This is a genomic window from Rhizorhapis sp. SPR117 (genome assembly GCF_021742065.1).
This window is the reverse complement of sequence record NZ_JAKKIE010000040.1, coordinates 1-16,494: the sequence shown is the minus strand read 5'-3', so window position 1 is coordinate 16,494 and position 16,494 is coordinate 1. Positions and strand designations below refer to the sequence as shown.

Below are 16,494 nucleotides of genomic sequence, written 5' to 3'. Positions count from 1 at the left end.
CATGTCACGCATCGGAAAAAAGCCGGTTGCTATCCCCAGTGGGGTGACTGCAACCATCGAAGGCGGTCTGCTTTCGGTCAAGGGACCAAAAGGCACGCTGGTTCTGCCACTGGCCGATGAAGTCACCTATGCGGTTGAGGAAGGCGCGATTTCGGTCAAGCCGGCCAATGCCTCCAAGCGCGCCCGTGCCTATTGGGGTATGCAGCGCACGCTGGTCCAGAATCTGGTTACTGGCGTGACGGAGGGGTTCACCAAGGTTTTGGAAATCAACGGCGTTGGTTATCGCGCCAATTCGCAGGGCCGGAATCTGAAGCTGCAGCTTGGCTATAGCCATGATGTCGACTTTGCTATTCCGGAAGGGATCGAGATCAAGACCCCGGACAATACGACAGTCGAAATCACGGGCAACGACAAACAGCAAGTGGGGCAGGTTGCCGCCGAAATCCGCCGCTGGCGCAAGCCGGAGCCTTACAAGGGCAAGGGCATCAAATATCGCGGCGAGTTTATCTTCCGCAAAGAAGGCAAGAAGAAGTAAGCCATGGCAAAACTCTCTCTCTTTGAACGGCGCCGTCGCCGCGTTCGCACCGCACTCAAGAGCCGTGGCGCGACCCGTCCCCGGCTTTCGATCCACCGCTCGGGCAAACATATCTACGCCCAGGTCATCGACGATGCGGAGGGCAAGACCGTTGCCGCAGCGTCGACCCTGGACAAAGACGTGCGTGGCAAGGCCGGTGCGACGGCAACTGCCGCCGCCGATGTCGGCAAGCGCGTTGCCCAGGCCGCAACCAAGGCCGGCGTGACCAAGGTTGTGTTCGATCGCGGAGGCTTTCTTTTCCACGGACGCGTCAAGGCGCTGGCGGATGCCGCGCGTGAAGGCGGATTGGAGTTTTAGATTATGGCTGAAGAAAACAACATTGAGGCGCCAGCTGCCACAGCAGCGACAACCGCTCCCGAAGCACCGCAGCAGGAAAATCGCGCACGTCGCGGTCGTGGTGGCGGCCCTGGTGGCGGTGGCGGACGCGGTGGCAACGATCGTGGTGGCGGTCGTGGTGGCCGTCGTGACGATCGTCGCGGCAACCGCGATGAAAATCAGGGCGAAGAACTGATCGAAAAGCTGGTCCATATCAACCGTGTTTCCAAGACCGTAAAGGGCGGTAAACGCTTTGGTTTTGCTGCGCTGGTCGTGGTTGGTGACGGCAAGGGTCGGGCGGGCTTTGGTCATGGCAAGGCGCGCGAAGTGCCTGAAGCCATTTCGAAGGCAACCGCTGCTGCCAAGAAGAAGATGGTGCGCGTTCCGTTGCGTGAAGGCCGCACATTGCACCATGATGGCAAGGGCCATTTCGGTGCTGGCAAAGTGACGCTGCGTTCGGCGCCGGCCGGTACGGGCATCATCGCGGGCGGCCCGATGCGCGCCGTGTTCGAAAGCCTGGGTGTTGCCGACGTTGTGACCAAATCGGTCGGCACGTCCAACCCTTATAACATGATCCGGGCAACCTTTGAGGCGCTTGGCGAACAGACCAGCCCGAAATCGGTGTCGCAGCGTCGCGGCAAGAAGATTGCCGACCTGTTGCGTCGCGGCGGCTCTTCCGAAGCGGTCGCTCAGGCCGATGCTGAAGCTGTGGTGGAGTAAGGCATATGGCGAAAATCAAGATCAAACAGACCGGATCGCCGATCCGCCGTCCTGAATCCCAGCGCAAGGTCCTGATCGGCCTTGGCCTCAACAAGATGCATCGCGTTGTCGAGCATGAGGATACGCCGGAAATTCGCGGCATGATCAGGACCGTACATCACATGGTTGAAGTCGTAGAGTAAATAGGCTCGCCCCTCTCCTTCAAGGGAGGGGTTGGGATGGGGAAGTGCGGCGGCCTGAACTTTTTCTTTACAGACCCCACTCCCCGGCCCTCTCCCCTGAAGGAGAGGGGGAGTAGCGCGAACAGAGCGAAAGCGAGTGCATGATATGAAGTTGAACGAAATCACTGACAATGCGGGCGCCCGCAAGGGCCGGATGCGCGTTGGCCGGGGCATTGGCTCGGGCAAGGGCAAGACCGCCGGGCGTGGCCAGAAGGGCGCCAAGGCGCGTTCGGGCGTGAGCATCAACGGCTTCGAGGGTGGCCAGATGCCACTTCACATGCGTCTGCCAAAGCGCGGTTTCAACAATATTTTCCGCAAGGATTATGCCGAAGCCAATCTGGGTATGGTGCAGAAGGCGATCGATGCTGGCAAGCTTGATGCGTCTGCGACCGTCGATCAAGCCGCGCTGAAGGCTGCGGGTCTGGTGCGCGGCGGCAAGAATGGTGTTCGCCTGCTCGCCAAGGGCGAATTGAAGGCAAAGGTCAGCTTTGCCGTTGCCGGTGCGTCCAAGGCAGCAGTCGAAGCGGTCGAGAAGGCCGGCGGTAAAGTTGAGATTCTCGTCAAGGCAGTCGCTGCGACTGAATAGGCGCGATCCTTGGCACAGTTGCATATCCGGCCCCGCTTCCCGATATGGATGAGCGGGGCCTTTATGTTTCCGGGGATGACTGAAAATCTTGCTTTTGCATGAATCGCGGACAAGTGATGGTAGCATTCGACTTCCATCCCTGGGGTCGCTAAGGGAATCGGATAACGCCCTCCGGCGCAAGACTATGATTGAGGTTTAAGGCACATATGGCATCGAAAGCCGACCAGCTTGCATCCAATATCAGCTTTGCGAAATTTTCGCAGGCGACCGAACTCAAGAGGCGTCTCTGGTTCACGCTCGGCGTGTTGGTCGTATTCCGTTTCCTGAGCTTTGTGCCGCTGCCGGGCATTGACCCGACGGTGCTGGCGCAGCTTTACAGCCAGACTCAGGGCGGTGTGCTGGACATTTTCAATACGTTTTCCGGTGGATCGCTGGAACGCATGAGCCTGATCGCGCTGGGCGTCATGCCCTATATTACCGCGTCCATCGTTATTCAACTTGCGGCCTCGCTGTCGCCTACGCTCGCGGCCATCAAGAAGGAAGGCGAAAGCGGGCGCAAAAAGCTTAATCAATATACGCGCTATGGCACGGTGGGTCTGACGGCGGTTCAGGGCTATTTCATTGCTGTCGGCCTGGAAGGTTACGGCGCGCAATCTGGGCTCCAGGCTGTAGTCGATCCCGGAATGTTGTTCCGCGTTGCCGTTGTTGTCTCTTTGATTGGCGGCACCATGTTCCTGATGTGGCTGGGCGAGCAGATCACCAGCCGGGGCATTGGCAATGGCATATCGCTGATCATCATGGCGGGCATTGTAGCCCAATTGCCGGTAACGCTGAGCAATCTGTTCCAGAGTGGCCGTGAAGGTTCGATTTCCGGTCTGCTGATCATGGGTATCATTGTCATAGCGCTGGGCCTCATCGCCGGTATCTGTTTCATGGAGCGCGCGCAGCGGCGGGTATTGATCCAATATCCCAAGCGACAGACGCGCCAGGGCATCATGCAGGCAGACCGCAGCCATTTGCCGCTCAAGGTCAACACGGCCGGCGTTATTCCGCCGATCTTTGCTTCGTCGTTGTTGCTGATGCCGTTGACAGTCTCGCAGTTTGCCGGACAGGCGACGCAAGGCGACAGCCGCTGGGGCGATTTCATCATTGAACTGAACCAGTTGCTTGCGCACGGATCGCCATTGTACATGGCGCTCTATGGCCTGGGCATTGTCTTTTTCTGCTTTTTCTACACTGCCGTGGTGTTCAACCCGGAAGAAACAGCCGAGAACCTGAAACGTAATGGCGGCTTTATTCCGGGCATTCGTCCGGGCAAGAATACCGAGGTCTATCTGGACTATGTGTTGACGCGCATCACGGTGATCGGGGCGGCCTATCTGGCGTTCATCTGCCTGGTGCCGGAATTCCTGATCGCGCGGGCGGGCATCCCGTTCTATCTGGGTGGGACCAGTCTGTTGATTGTCGTCAATGTCACGGTCGATACGGTGACCCAGATTCAAAGTCACTTGTTAGCCCATCAATATGGGGATTTGATCAAGAAGGCGAAGCTGAAGGGCGGGCGTCTGCGCTAGATCAGAGCGCACAGGGGAGCATAGGTACATGAATATCATTTTGCTGGGGCCGCCGGGCGCAGGAAAAGGAACCCAGGCGAGCCGTCTGGAAGAAACCCGGGGCATGGTCCAGCTTTCAACGGGCGACATGCTGCGCGCCGCCGTCAAGGCGGGCACGCCGGTCGGTCTGAAGGCAAAAGCGGTCATGGACGCGGGCGAACTGGTTTCGGATGAAATCGTATCGGGCATCATCGGTGATCGGCTTGATGAACTGGGTGCTGGCACCGGCGTCATTTTCGATGGCTATCCGCGTACCGCACCGCAGGCGGAATCGCTGGACGCCATCCTGACCGAGCGCGGTCGTTCGCTCGATCACGTCATTGAATTGGCCGTTGATGAGGACGCATTGGTCGAACGCATTACCGGGCGCTTTACCTGCGCAACATGCGGCGAAGGCTATCATGACAGCTTCAAGCAGCCGAAAATCTCTGGCGTTTGCGACAAATGCGGCGGGACGGAATTCAAGCGCCGTCCCGATGATAATGAGGAAACGGTGCGTACCCGCATGGCCGAATACCGCGCCAAGACAGCACCGATTCTGCCCATTTATGAGGCGCGCGGTATTGTCAGCCGGGTCGATGGCATGGCCGATATGAATGACGTGGCGCAGGCCATCACGGCGATTCTCGACGGTCGCTGAACCCCGCTGGCCGCATGCAGGCCGGAGAACTACCCAATACAAGCTGCCCGCAAATCTGCTACCCTTCGGTTATAAACGGCTCCGACTCATGGAGAGAGTCGATTATCCGCGGCTATTTGGCCGCAGCAGGGGAGGGAATGCACGATGGCGATTTCGGATCACGTTGATTTTCCGGCATTTATCGAAGGTGTAAAGCGCCGCAATCCGGGACAGAGCGAATTCGTTCAGGCGGTGCAGGAGGTCGCCGAGGACATATTCGACTTCATTCAGGACAAGGAACAATATCACCACTATCAAATATTGCGCCGGATCGCCGAGCCCGACCGGGTGGTCAGCTTTCGCGTCTGCTGGGAGGACGACAAGGGCAATATCCGCGTCCAGCGCGGATGGCGGGTGCAGAACAACAACAGCATCGGACCCTATAAGGGCGGCATCCGGTTCCACCCGTCGGTTACCGAAAGTGTCCTAAAATTCCTGGCGTTCGAACAAACCTTCAAGAATGCATTGACCGGCCTGCCCATGGGCGGCGGCAAGGGCGGCGCGAATTTCAATCCGAAGGGCAAGAGCGATCATGAAGTCATGCGCTTTTGCCAAAGCTTCATGACCGAATTGTACCGCCATGTCGGTGCGGACGTCGACGTGCCTGCGGGCGACATCGGCGTTGGCGGGCGGGAGATCGGTTATATGTTCGGCCAGTACAAGCGTATCACCAATCAGTTCACCGGCGTGCTGACGGGCAAGGGGCTGGAATATGGCGGGTCGCTGATCCGCACAGAGGCGACCGGCTATGGCGCGGTCTATTTCCTCATGAACATGCTCAAGGAAAAGGGACAGGATCTGGTCGGCAAGGCTGTCGTCATTTCCGGTTCCGGCAATGTGGCCACGCACGCCGCGGAAAAGGTGGTTCAGCTTGGCGGCAGGGTGATGACTCTGTCGGACAGCCAGGGTTTCATCCATGACCCCGATGGCATCGATCAGGAAAAAATCGACTGGGTCAAGACGCACAAGACGAGACGGCGAGGCCGGATCGCCGAATATGTCGAGACCTTTACCGGAGCGACGTTCCACGAAGGGAAAACGCCCTGGGGCGTGCCATGCGATGTGGCATTGCCGTGCGCAACGCAAAATGAGTTGTTGGGCGAAGATGCACGCACGCTTGTTGCCAATGGTTGCATGGCGGTGGCCGAAGGAGCGAACATGCCGACCAATCTGGAGGGCGTGCATGTGTTCAAGGACGCCAAAATCCTCTTTGCGCCGGGTAAAGCCGCCAATGCCGGCGGTGTCGCCGTCTCTGGCCTGGAAATGAGTCAGAACAGCGGGCGGATCAGCTGGAAGGAAGCTGAGCTGCAGCAATTGTTGCTCGACATCATGGAGGGCATTCATAGCCGTTGCCTGGAATATGGGCGGCGCGGCGATTATGTCGACTATGTGAAGGGTGCGAACATCGCGGGCTTCAAGAAAGTCGCAGACGCCATGCTGGCTTACGGCGTGGTTTAAGGAGAGCAGGGACAGTTTTTTCGGAATTACCGGTTTTCAGTTGCGCATAGATGCATTAACCGGCGCCCTTGATCCCCTTTAGGTGAAGAGGCGACTCCATGACTGTCCCGGCTCAAGAATCCATCCTGATCGTCGATTTCGGGAGCCAGGTGACACAACTCATCGCCCGCAGGGTGCGTGAGGCAGGCGTCTATAGCGAAATCGCATCCTATACGATGGCTGCCGAAGCGTTTGAGAGGATGAAGCCCAAGGGGATCATCCTATCCGGCAGCCCCGCATCCGTCACTGACAAGGACAGCCCGCGCGTTCCGCAGCACTTCTTTGAAGCGGGCATACCCATTCTGGGCATCTGCTATGGGCAGCAGGTGATGACGCTGCAACTGGGCGGCAAGGTGGAAGGCGGCGAAAGCGGCGAGTTTGGGCGGGCCTTCATCGAGATTTCCGACCGCTGCACCTTGTTCGACGGCCTGTGGAAAGAGGGTGACCGGCATCAGGTTTGGATGAGCCATGGCGACAAGGTCACCGCCTTTGCGCCGGGGTTCAAGACCGTCGCGGTGACCGATGGCGCACCTTTCGCCGTCATTGCCGACGAGGAACGCAAATTCTATGGCATGCAGTTCCATCCCGAGGTTGTACATACGCCGGATGGCGGCAAGCTGATCGCCAATTTCGCCCGTCATGTCTGCGGCCTTGTCGGTGACTGGACCATGGCGGAGTTTCGAGAAACAAAGATTGCCGAAATCCGTGCGCAAGTGGGCGTTGGTCCGAATGGGGGCAAAGTCATCTGCGGTCTGTCCGGCGGTGTCGACAGTGCGGTGGCGGCAGTCCTGATTCATGAAGCGATCGGCGAGCAGCTGACATGCGTTTTCGTCGATCACGGGCTGATGCGACAGGGCGAGGCGGATCAGGTCGTCAGCCTGTTCCGTGGCGCTTACAATATCCCGCTCGTCCATGTGAACGCGGAAACGCTGTTCATGAACGGCCTGAAGGGCGAAACCGACCCCGAAAAGAAGCGCAAGTTCATCGGCAAGACTTTCATCGACGTGTTCGAGGAAGAAGCGCGCAAAATCGGTGGTGCGGATTTTCTGGCGCAGGGCACGCTCTATCCAGACGTGATTGAAAGCGTCAGCTTTACCGGCGGACCATCGGTTACGATCAAGAGCCACCATAATGTCGGCGGCCTTCCCGAACGCATGAAGATGCAGCTTGTCGAACCGCTGCGCGAATTGTTCAAGGATGAAGTGCGTGAATTGGGACGGGAACTGGGACTTCCGGAGATTTTCGTCGGCCGCCATCCCTTCCCCGGTCCCGGCCTCGCCATCCGTATTCCGGGCGAAGTGACCAAGGAACGCTGCGATATATTGCGCAAGGCCGACGCCATCTATCTGGAGGAAATCCGCAACGCTGGTCTGTACGATGCGATCTGGCAGGCTTTTGCGGTGTTGCTACCGGTCAAGACGGTCGGCGTGATGGGCGACGGGCGCACCTATGACAATGTCTGTGCCCTGCGCGCCGTAACATCGACAGACGGCATGACGGCGGATGTCTATCCGTTCGATGCCGGATTCCTGTCCCGCACCGCAACGCGGATCGTGAATGAAGTGAAGGGCATAAACCGGGTAGTCTACGACTATACAAGCAAGCCGCCGGGCACAATCGAGTGGGAATGATTCGGGGCCATTTTGGCTATCGCGATCAATCGGCAATGCTCCGTCAAAGCATTGAAATAAAAGATTATCTCACGTTATCTATCGAGGTCAATCGCGGAGCAGCGGTTGGCCCTGGCGTCATGCGTGACGGTATCCGGCAAACTTGCACTTGGCCCAATCCAGCGATACCGTCAGAGGCATTGAAGCCAGTGACGGTAATTTTTCCGCACTAAACCATTGTAAATCAAGCGATAATTTCGGCGAAAATGGCCGAAAATCGCCTGACGGTATTTTTGCGTAGAGGAGGTCGGTATGCTCACCGATGTCGCCCTTAAGAACCTGAAACCACGCGAGAAAGCCTACAGAGTCACGGACCGTGATGGCCTTTATGTTCAGGTCTCAACCTCCGGGACGCTGACGTTTCGGCTGGACTACCGGCTGCATGGGCGGCGCGAGACGCTCACGCTCGGGAAGTACGGTCCCTCCGGCTTGTCGCTCGCGCGAGCCCGTGAAGCGACGATCGACGCCAAGCGTGCAGTCTTTGAAGGCAGGTCCCCGGCCCAGGAAAAGCAACGCGATAAACGCCGGATCAAGGAGGCCAAGAGCTTCGGTGAGTTTGGTGAGCGCTGGTTGGTGAAGGCGCCGATGGCCGACAGCACCCGCGCGATGCGGCGTTCGATCTTCGAACGAGAGCTTCTGCCAGTCTGGAAGAATCGGCTGCTGACAGAAATCACGCCGGATGACCTGCGCGCCCACTGCGGTAAGATCGTCGATCGCGGCGCTCCGGCGACTGCGATCCATGTCCGCGACATCCTCAAGCAGATCTACGGGTTTGCGATCTTGCACGGCGAGAAGGTCGCCAATCCGGCCGACGATGTCGGCCCCGCCTCGATCGCGACGTTCGTTCCGAAGGACCGGTCGCTGTCGCCGACGGAAATTCGCGTGATGCTCAAGCAGCTCGACCATGTGGCGACGCTGCCAACGATCCGGCTCGGGATGCGCCTCTTCCTGCTGACTATGGTGCGCAAGAGCGAGCTACAGGATGCGGTCTGGGATGAGGTCGACTTCGAGAACGCCGTGTGGACGATTCCCAAGGAGCGCATGAAGCGATCCAAGGCGCATAACGTCTATCTCTCGCAGCAATGCCTCGACATCATGATCGCGTTGAAGACCTGCGCGGGCAACTCGCGCTACCTTCTGCCGTCTCGGTATGATGCGGATGCGCCGATGTCCCGGGCGACCTTCAACCGCGTCACCTATGCCGTCGTGGAGCGCGCTCAGAAGGAAGGCTTACCGCTGGAGCCGTTCACGGTACATGACTTGCGCCGAACCGGATCGACCCTGCTCAACGAACTGGGGTTCAACAGTGACTGGATCGAAAAGTGCCTGGCCCATGAAGATGGGCGGTCCTCGCGCGGCGTCTACAACAAGGCGGAGTACGAGCATCAGCGACGGCATATGATGCAGGAATGGTCTGACATCATCGATGCCTGGGTGGCGGGGCAGAAGCGCGTGCCGGTCCTGATTCCGTCCTCGATGCCTATGCTCGCGCCTGATCCGGCGCTTTGACGGGACGCGCCTTCCGCTTGCGGACGTCGGGATGCGGCGCCCGGTCGATTGGCGATCGCCTGGCTGTCGCCAGGCGTTCGGTCAGCCACGCTTCGACCTCGGCTAGATCCCACACCACACAGCGCGGAGTGAGCGCGAAGCGACGAGGGAATTCCCCGCGCTGTTCCATCTCATAGATGGTGGTGTCGGCCAGCGGTACGATCTGCCGAAGCTCATGGCGGCGGATCATCCGCTTTTTGAGGGCCTCAGATTTCGTCGACATAACTCTACTCCAACAAGATTGGCGTCTGACACCGATTGGAGCCGATAGACCCAATATGAAAAGAGGGAACACGCCGGCGTAGGGCTCCCGGCGGCTCTGGCGTACAAATCGGCGGGTCGCTTTTATCGTCGCGTAGCCCTTACTCAGGCGCGAGGGGCAGCCCGTCGATCGCCGCGACGGCGTCGACAAGCTGTCTTCGCAGACTGGCCAGACCGATGGCTACGACCAAGTCCTGCCGATCTGCCAAGCCGAGCATAGTGCGCAGCACGAGGTCGGAGTGGCGCATCAGAATCACAAGGTTCTCGCCGCTCGGACTGTTCTTGCCCTCGAACCAGTTCCGAACCGCGCGCTCATTTGAGCGCGTGAGCTGCGCGACGGTCTTGTGGGCCGAGGGGGTGTTGCCGAACTCCGCTTTCAACGCCGCGGCGATCGCGGTGGCGAGCGGTTCGGTGGCCTGTGGCGACGGAAAAGAATTTCCGGTTTTCGACTGAACTTTTCGGTCTTTTTCGGAGAACGACATTCGTCCTGACTCCCTGTAAAAAATGATGGGAAGTCGAACCTGTCCGCTCGGAGCCTAAACGAAAGCAGCCGGTGTGATGAAAGTATCGGAGTCGGTTACTACTGAAGCATCGTCGCTGCCTCCTGTGCGCGCTGCGCAGTATGTCCGTATGTCGACAGAACATCAGAAATATTCGACAGAGAACCAGGCCGAGATCATCGCTCAATACGCCGCCCGTCGTGGCTTCGAGATCGTGAAGACCTACGAGGACTCGGGCAAAAGCGGCCTTCGGCTGGATGGTCGGCTGTCGCTTCAGCAGCTCATCGCCGACGTGCGAGGCGGGCAGACCGATTTCAAGGCGATCCTGGTCTATGACGTGAGCCGCTGGGGCCGGTTCCAGGACGCTGATGAGAGCGCCTATTACGAGTTCATCTGCCGGGAAGCGGGGATCGCCGTTCAATACTGCGCAGAACAGTTCGAGAATGATGGCAGCCTCAGCGCGACGATCATCAAGAGCATGAAACGCGCAATGGCAGGCGAATATAGCCGTGAGCTGTCGGTGAAGGTTTTCACGGGCCAGTGTCGGCTGATCCGACTCGGTTTCCGCCAAGGCGGCGCTGCGGGCTTTGGCCTACGCCGCTGTCTTGTGGATGAGCATCGCCAGCCTAAGGCGGTCCTCAATCATGGAGAGCAGAAGAGCCTGCAAACGGATCGGGTCGTGCTCAGACCAGGGCCACCTGAAGAGATCGAGGTGGTCCGGCGTCTGTACCGGATGTTCGTCGTCCAGCGCCGCACCGAAACGGAAATCGCCGCAGCCCTCAATGATGAGGGCATCCTCACCGATCTTGGTCGTCCATGGACGCGCGGAACCGTCCACCAGGTGCTGACCAATGAAAAATACATCGGCAACAACGTCTACAATCGGGCGTCGTTCAAGCTGAAGGCCAAGCGGGTGGTGAACACGCCCGACATGTGGGTCCGGGGCGACGGGGCTTTCGAGGCGATCGTAGAGCGCGACTTCTTCGATGCGGCCCAGCGGATTATCCAAGAGCGTAGTCGTCGCTTCACCGACGAGGAACTTCTTGGTCGGCTGTCCGCCTTGCTCGTCGAGAAGGGTTGGCTGTCGGGCCTCGTGATCGACGAGGTCGAGGACATGCCATCCAGCTCGACGTTCCGACACCGTTTCGGAAGCCTAGTGCGCGCCTATCAGCTTGTCGGCTACGCCCCGTCGCGGGACTATCGCTATATCGAGACCAATCGAACGCTGCGGACACTGCATCCTGATGTAGTGGCGCAGGTCATTGCCGACATTGGCGCGGCAGGCGGCACGGTGCGCCGCGACCCCATCACCGACCTCCTGCATATCAACGACGAGTTCACGGCTTCGCTGGTGATCTCTCGCTGCCACATCAGCCCCGCCGGCGGACTACGCTGGAAGGTGCGCTTCGACAGCGGGCTGAGGCCCAGCATCACGATCGTGGCGCGGATGCAGGAGGATAATGCCGCCATCCACGATTACTACCTGCTGCCGTGGCTCGACGTCGGCGTCACGCCGAACCTGCGGCTGGCGCCGGAGAACGGCATCCTGCTCGATGCCTACCGCTTCGATACGCTGGAGGCGTTTTTCGATCTGACGCGCCGCGTGCCGCTGAAGGTTGCCGCATGAGCGCGCCGCCCCCCGAAATCTGCTCGGTGCCGGTCGATCTGATCACCATCCTCAACCCGCGAGTTCGTAACAAGCGAATCTTCCAGGAGCTGGTGAACAGCATTGCCCATCTCGGGCTGAAGAAGCCGATCACGGTCAGCCAGCGGCCCGGAAAGTCGCGTTTTGACCTGGTTTGCGGCCAGGGTCGCCTCGAGGCCTTCATCGCGCTCGGCCAGACCGAGATCCCGGCCATCGTGATCGATGCGGCCGAGGAAGATTGTTACGTCATGAGCCTGGTCGAGAACCTTGCGCGGCGCCAGCACAGCCCATTGGAACTGGTTCACGCCATCGGCGCGCTGAGCGCCCGGGGCTATTCGCACCCGGAGATCGCCGCCAAAGTCGATTTCTCGGTCGAGTATGTCAGTGCGATCTGCCTGTTGCTCGACAATGGCGAGGAGAAGCTGATCGCTGCGGTCGAGCGCGGCGTCATCCCGCATTCGATCGCCATGGAGATCGCCCGCGCCAAGGAAGGCGAGGTTCAGCAGGCGTTGGCGCAGGCCTATGAGGAAAAGTCGATCCCGGGCAATCAGGTGCTTGCGATCCGGCAGATCATCGAACAGCGCAATACCAGCGGCAAGCAGCTCCACAAACGCGGATCGCGGGTTGGTCGCACCCAAAAGCCGGTCACATCGGAGAGCTTGATCCGCGCCTATCAACGCGAAACGGAGCGGCAGAAGCTGCTGATCAAGCGCGCCTCCTTGGCGCGCAGCCGGTTGCTGTTTGTCGCCAACGCCATGCGGCGCTTGCTGGCCGACGATCATTTCGTGACGCTGCTGCGGGCGGAGGGGCTGAGCACCTTACCGCGCGCACTGGCTGAGCGGATCGGACCGACGAAGGCATAAGATGTCCGATACGGTCAAAATCGCCTTCGAGCGCAAGATCCTAGCTCTCCCGATCGGTGAGCTCTTGGCTACCAAGGCGCTGCCGGCAGGGGTGCGTGAGTCCGTCAAATATCGCCGGATCGCGGCATCTGTTGCGGAAGTCGGCCTGATCGAGCCGCTGTCGATCGCGCGCCAGAAAGGCGGCAGCTACCTTCTCCTCGACGGACACATGCGGCTGGATGCCCTGCGGTTTCTTGGTGCAACCGAGGCCCCTTGCGTTGTCGCCGACGACGACGAGTCCTTCACCTACAACAAGCGGGTCAACCGGCTGGCGACGATCCAGGAACACTACATGATCGTGCGCGCGCTCGATCGTGGGGTGTCGGAGGAGAAGCTGGCACGCGCGCTCAATGTTGATGTGAAGGTGATCCGCCAGCGCCGCCATCTCCTCGCAGGGATCAGCGGGGACGTCGCCGAGCTGCTGAAGGACAAGCCGGTAGGGCACCACGCCTTCCAGAAGCTGCGCAAGATGAAGCCGATCCGCCAGCTTGAGGTGGCCGAACTGATGGTGTCGGCGAACAATTATACGGTCAGCTATGCCAAGGCGCTCCTGGCCACCTCGAAGCCGTCGGATCTGCACAAGCCTGACGAACTCAAGAAGGCGACGGGGTTGTCGGCTGAGCAGATGGGGCGTCTCGAACGGGAGATGGCGTCGGTGAGTGAGGACTATAAGGAGCTTGAAGTCTCCTATGGTGACGACATGCTGGTCCTGGTTGTCGCCTCCGGCTTTATTGAGCGCCTGCTGGCGAAGCCCGAGATCGAGGGATTTCTGGCGGGGCGGCACCCCGAGTTTCTGGAGAATTTCCGCGCCATCGTGCAGGCCACCTCGCTCGATCAATCGACGACGCCCTGACAACGCAAGTTTTGGGGACCGGGACCCAGAAGCGCCGGGACCGTCGGAGAAGCCGCCGCGAGGGGCGGATCAAGGGCGGTGGCGGGGATGGCGGCGAACCCGCTCGGAGCCCGCTAGGCCAGTCGCCATAGGGCTGGCTGCGTGCCGTTCGCGGCATGATTGTTCTGGAGCGCGCCGATCATTCCGGGTCGGCGCGCTCCAATCGCTCCACCCTGCGGAATTATCGCGCATCTGAGATGCGCGATAATTCTTGCGCGCAGAGCCAGATGGTGGGATTAACGCGCATCTGAGATGCGAGATAATCCAATGGCTCTTCATTTGGTCGGTGAGACAATTGACGCCAAACGCGCGCATCAGCGCGCGCAGGCCGGTGAGTTGATCCAGCTCGTGCGCGGGGTTTACGTCGATGACCAAGGGGACATCGAGGCGACGATCCTCGGCCATGCGGTCCGGATTGCGCACTATCTCTATCCCAATGCCTATCTGTCGTCGGCGAGCGCGGCGCTGCTCGCGCCCACGCCGGACGGGCGGCTGTTCATCAGCGGCCGCCGTAACCAGCGCACGCGGATGCGGACGCTCGAGATCATCCAGAACGAAGCGCCGAAACATCCGTCAACGGCGATTGCGGTCATCGGCGACGATCTGGGCGAGTTGCGCGTCGATGCGTCTTCGCCGCGCCAACGCTTTCTCGAAGCGTTCCGCCTGCGCAGCGAACATTCGAGCGCGGTTACCGCCGACATGCGCGCGCAGATGGCAGCGCGTCTGGTGGAGGAACATGGGACGCCCCAAGCCGCGGCCGACGCCGTCTGGGTGCTGGCGCGTGAGAACGAATGGTATCGCGAAGGCGAAGGCGCCGAACGCTTCCTGCTGGCACAGCCGGGCGTTGCCAGGGCGCCGGTCAACAAGGCGGCGCTCGATCTTCTCGTCGCCTGGCACGGTGAACCCCTCGGCCGGCTGACCCACGATGGATTCGAATGGCGCTGGAAGCCGGGGCGTCGAGCGGGACCGGCCCTCGTTCGCGAGACCACGCCGGGCAAGCTGCCGGCCTTCATTGAATCGCTGCTGCCCGAGGGCTGGCTGGCGCAGGTTCTCCACGAACGCGATGAACGCGAGGCGCTTCGGCGCGGGCGGCGATATATGTCGAACATCGTAATCGTCGAGGGTCGAGAGGAACTGACGGCGCTGCCTGCCGACATTCTTACGACAACACTGGCTGGATACATCGACGCCGGTCGCTTCACGGGCCGCTACGCCGGTCCGGCGCGGGGTGAGATCGAGGAGACCTTCGAGCAGAACCTGGCGCGCATTTTCGCGCGCGCGGAAACGCCGCGCCTGTCGGGCGTCCAGATCAAGGCGCCGATGAGCTTGATGCCTGATGGTGCTCTCGTTCCGGCCATCGATCAGCCGTTCACCCATATCCTAAAGCCTGCCGGCACGGCGGGCTTCGAGACGTTGCCGGTCGTCGAGTGGCTTTGCCTGGAGCTTGGCCGCTCGGCCGGGTTCGATGTGCCCAATGCCGCGCTACTGGAAATGCCCGATGGCATGTCGCCCGCGCTGGTTGTCGAGCGGTTCGATATTCGTCACGGACCAGCGGATCACCGGCGTCTGGTGATGGAGGACTTTTGCTCCATTCTGGACCTTCCCGCATCCGCCAAATACGACGGGACGATCGAGCGGATGGCGCGCGGGCTGCGACCGCTGTCGACGGATCCGGCCAGCGATCTCGATATCCTGTTTCGCCGCGCCGTGTTCGCCTGGCTCATCGCCGATGGCGATATGCACCTCAAAAACCTCGCTGTGCTCAAAGTCGTCGAGGCGGATGGCAAGGCCTTCACGAGCGTGCGGTTCGCGCCGCTCTACGATGCCGTTTCCACGCGCGTCTTCCCGGGTTTGGGGGGCGATCGCATGGCACTCAAGCTCAACGGCAAGGATGACCGTCTGACGCGCCGGGACTTCCTCTCGCTGGCCCGGACAATCGGCGTATCCGCCGGAGATGCCGAGACTGCGATTGCGGACCTGACCGCGCGTGTGGCCGACCGGGCGCAGGGGCTTCAGCTACCTGCCTTCGCGGCCGAGGCTGAGGCCGCCAAAACAGCGCAGGACAAGGTGATCGCCTTGGTCGGGGAGCGCTGCACCGCACTTGCCGCTGAACGCGACTGAGTGGCGCGACGTCACGGTTGGAGCCGGATTTGCAGGTCGGCGAGATCTTCTGCCGCCATGGCGGTTCCCATGAGGCTATGAAGATACTCCAGCAGGTCTTCCTGACGCGGTTGCCCGAACGCGAGGCGATAGACGGTCAGGCTCCGCTTGAGCCACTCGAGTCGTCGGACCTCGCGGCTGAACGGGAGCATGGGCACGCGGCGTTCGACCTTCACCGGACCTTCGTAAATCCAGTAGGGAATGAGGTCTGAGTCATTCTCGGTCTCGGCGCGAGCTGCGTCGAACATGATCTGCCAGGGATCATCGTGATCTGTCTCGCGCCCACGCACCACGTCGACCTGCCGATGCGCCAGATTGAGGCGGATGGCGTGACCCTTGAAGCGGTGGACACGCCCCTCGCGCTGCTCGAGATCGACGGGATTTCCGGGCAAGTTCCAGTGATAGAGCCGATAGCAATAAGGGTGAAAGTCGAGGCCTTCCTGTCCGACGGAGGTCGTGGCCAGCGCGAAGGGTCGGAACGGTGAGTTAAAGGCGTCGCGAACGCTGGAGAGGCGCGCGGCTCCGCCTTCCTCGTCCTTGTAGTCGGCCAGGCGCATGGCGAAGCTGTTGATTACCGCTGAGAGTTGACCCGGGATTTTCATCGAGAAGTGACCCTAGTCACCTGAATCCGAAGTTCGCTTCATTGTTTTCTGGCAGAAGCGTTTGACGGCGGCGAGGATCTCGTCGGCG

17 protein-coding genes are annotated in these 16,494 nt (G+C 60.4%); 14 read left to right on the top strand and 3 right to left on the bottom strand.

From position 1 onward, the window contains the following. The first annotated feature begins 1 nt into the window (after nt 1). From rplF to L3X40_RS14870, 10 genes are all read left to right on the top strand, one after another. Entirely contained in the window at nt 2-535 is a 534-nt protein-coding gene (gene rplF / locus L3X40_RS14915; RefSeq protein ID WP_237366294.1) for a 50S ribosomal protein L6, read from the top strand. A 3-nt stretch (nt 536-538) separates the two neighbouring features. Continuing rightward, nucleotides 539-892: a 50S ribosomal protein L18 gene (gene rplR, locus L3X40_RS14910; protein WP_237366293.1), complete on the top strand. Its 354-nt coding sequence runs from the start codon at nt 539-541 to the stop codon at nt 890-892. 3 nt (nt 893-895) lie between these two features. Then, nucleotides 896-1,630 carry a 30S ribosomal protein S5 gene (gene rpsE, locus L3X40_RS14905; protein WP_237366292.1) on the top strand — a complete coding sequence of 245 codons (735 nt, stop codon included), beginning with the start codon at nt 896-898 and terminating at the stop codon, nt 1,628-1,630. 5 nt (nt 1,631-1,635) lie between these two features. Next, the gene (rpmD, locus tag L3X40_RS14900; RefSeq protein ID WP_237366291.1) at nt 1,636-1,812 is read left to right on the top strand and encodes a 50S ribosomal protein L30; all 177 of its coding nucleotides are present in this window, start codon (nt 1,636-1,638) and stop codon (nt 1,810-1,812) included. Nucleotides 1,813-1,957: 145 nt separating this feature from the next. Next, the gene (rplO, locus tag L3X40_RS14895) at nt 1,958-2,437 is read left to right on the top strand and encodes a 50S ribosomal protein L15 (protein ID WP_237366290.1); all 480 of its coding nucleotides are present in this window, start codon (nt 1,958-1,960) and stop codon (nt 2,435-2,437) included. A 206-nt stretch (nt 2,438-2,643) separates the two neighbouring features. Continuing rightward, nucleotides 2,644-4,011, top strand: coding sequence for a preprotein translocase subunit SecY (gene secY / locus L3X40_RS14890; RefSeq protein WP_237366289.1), 1,368 nt, complete (start codon nt 2,644-2,646; stop codon nt 4,009-4,011). A gap of 28 nt (nt 4,012-4,039) precedes the next feature. Further along, nucleotides 4,040-4,690, top strand: coding sequence for an adenylate kinase (locus L3X40_RS14885; protein ID WP_237366288.1), 651 nt, complete (start codon nt 4,040-4,042; stop codon nt 4,688-4,690). 144 nt (nt 4,691-4,834) lie between these two features. Then, nucleotides 4,835-6,187 carry an NADP-specific glutamate dehydrogenase gene (gene gdhA, locus L3X40_RS14880; protein WP_237366287.1) on the top strand — a complete coding sequence of 451 codons (1,353 nt, stop codon included), beginning with the start codon at nt 4,835-4,837 and terminating at the stop codon, nt 6,185-6,187. Nucleotides 6,188-6,285: 98 nt separating this feature from the next. After that, on the top strand, nt 6,286-7,857 hold the full coding sequence (gene guaA, locus L3X40_RS14875) for a glutamine-hydrolyzing GMP synthase (RefSeq protein ID WP_237366286.1): 1,572 nt from the start codon (nt 6,286-6,288) through the stop codon (nt 7,855-7,857). Nucleotides 7,858-8,148: 291 nt separating this feature from the next. Continuing rightward, nucleotides 8,149-9,405: a tyrosine-type recombinase/integrase gene (locus tag L3X40_RS14870; RefSeq protein WP_237366285.1), complete on the top strand. Its 1,257-nt coding sequence runs from the start codon at nt 8,149-8,151 to the stop codon at nt 9,403-9,405. On the opposite strand, the gene L3X40_RS14865 is transcribed toward L3X40_RS14870, so the two are convergent. Together L3X40_RS14865 and L3X40_RS14860 are read right to left on the bottom strand one after the other, a co-directional pair. Beyond that, nucleotides 9,377-9,667: a helix-turn-helix transcriptional regulator gene (locus tag L3X40_RS14865; protein WP_091738346.1), complete on the bottom strand. Its 291-nt coding sequence runs from the start codon at nt 9,665-9,667 to the stop codon at nt 9,377-9,379. The two genes, L3X40_RS14870 and L3X40_RS14865, sit on opposite strands and share 29 nt — an antisense overlap. Before the next feature lie 139 nt (nt 9,668-9,806). Continuing rightward, nucleotides 9,807-10,187 carry a hypothetical protein gene (locus L3X40_RS14860; protein WP_237366284.1) on the bottom strand — a complete coding sequence of 127 codons (381 nt, stop codon included), beginning with the start codon at nt 10,185-10,187 and terminating at the stop codon, nt 9,807-9,809. 76 nt (nt 10,188-10,263) lie between these two features. Here L3X40_RS14860 and L3X40_RS14855 point away from each other — a divergent pair, with 76 nt between their 5' ends. From L3X40_RS14855 to L3X40_RS14840, 4 genes are all read left to right on the top strand, one after another. Beyond that, complete coding sequence (locus L3X40_RS14855) at nt 10,264-11,832, top strand: recombinase family protein (protein WP_237366283.1); 1,569 nt, start codon at nt 10,264-10,266, stop codon at nt 11,830-11,832. Then, nucleotides 11,829-12,713 (top strand): plasmid partitioning protein RepB C-terminal domain-containing protein, encoded by an 885-nt coding sequence (locus L3X40_RS14850; RefSeq protein WP_237366282.1) that lies wholly within the window; start codon nt 11,829-11,831, stop codon nt 12,711-12,713. The genes L3X40_RS14855 and L3X40_RS14850 overlap by 4 nt, the downstream gene beginning before the upstream one ends. A 1-nt stretch (nt 12,714) precedes the next feature. Then, entirely contained in the window at nt 12,715-13,605 is an 891-nt protein-coding gene (locus L3X40_RS14845) for a plasmid partitioning protein RepB C-terminal domain-containing protein (RefSeq protein WP_009820575.1), read from the top strand. 306 nt (nt 13,606-13,911) lie between these two features. Beyond that, nucleotides 13,912-15,765, top strand: a complete 1,854-nt coding sequence (locus tag L3X40_RS14840; protein ID WP_237366281.1) for a type II toxin-antitoxin system HipA family toxin — start codon at nt 13,912-13,914, stop codon at nt 15,763-15,765. 11 nt (nt 15,766-15,776) lie between these two features. Here the strand turns inward: L3X40_RS14840 and L3X40_RS14835 are convergent, their stop codons facing one another. Then, complete coding sequence (locus L3X40_RS14835) at nt 15,777-16,406, bottom strand: helicase-related protein (protein WP_237366280.1); 630 nt, start codon at nt 16,404-16,406, stop codon at nt 15,777-15,779. Nucleotides 16,407-16,494: the final 88 nt, after the last annotated feature.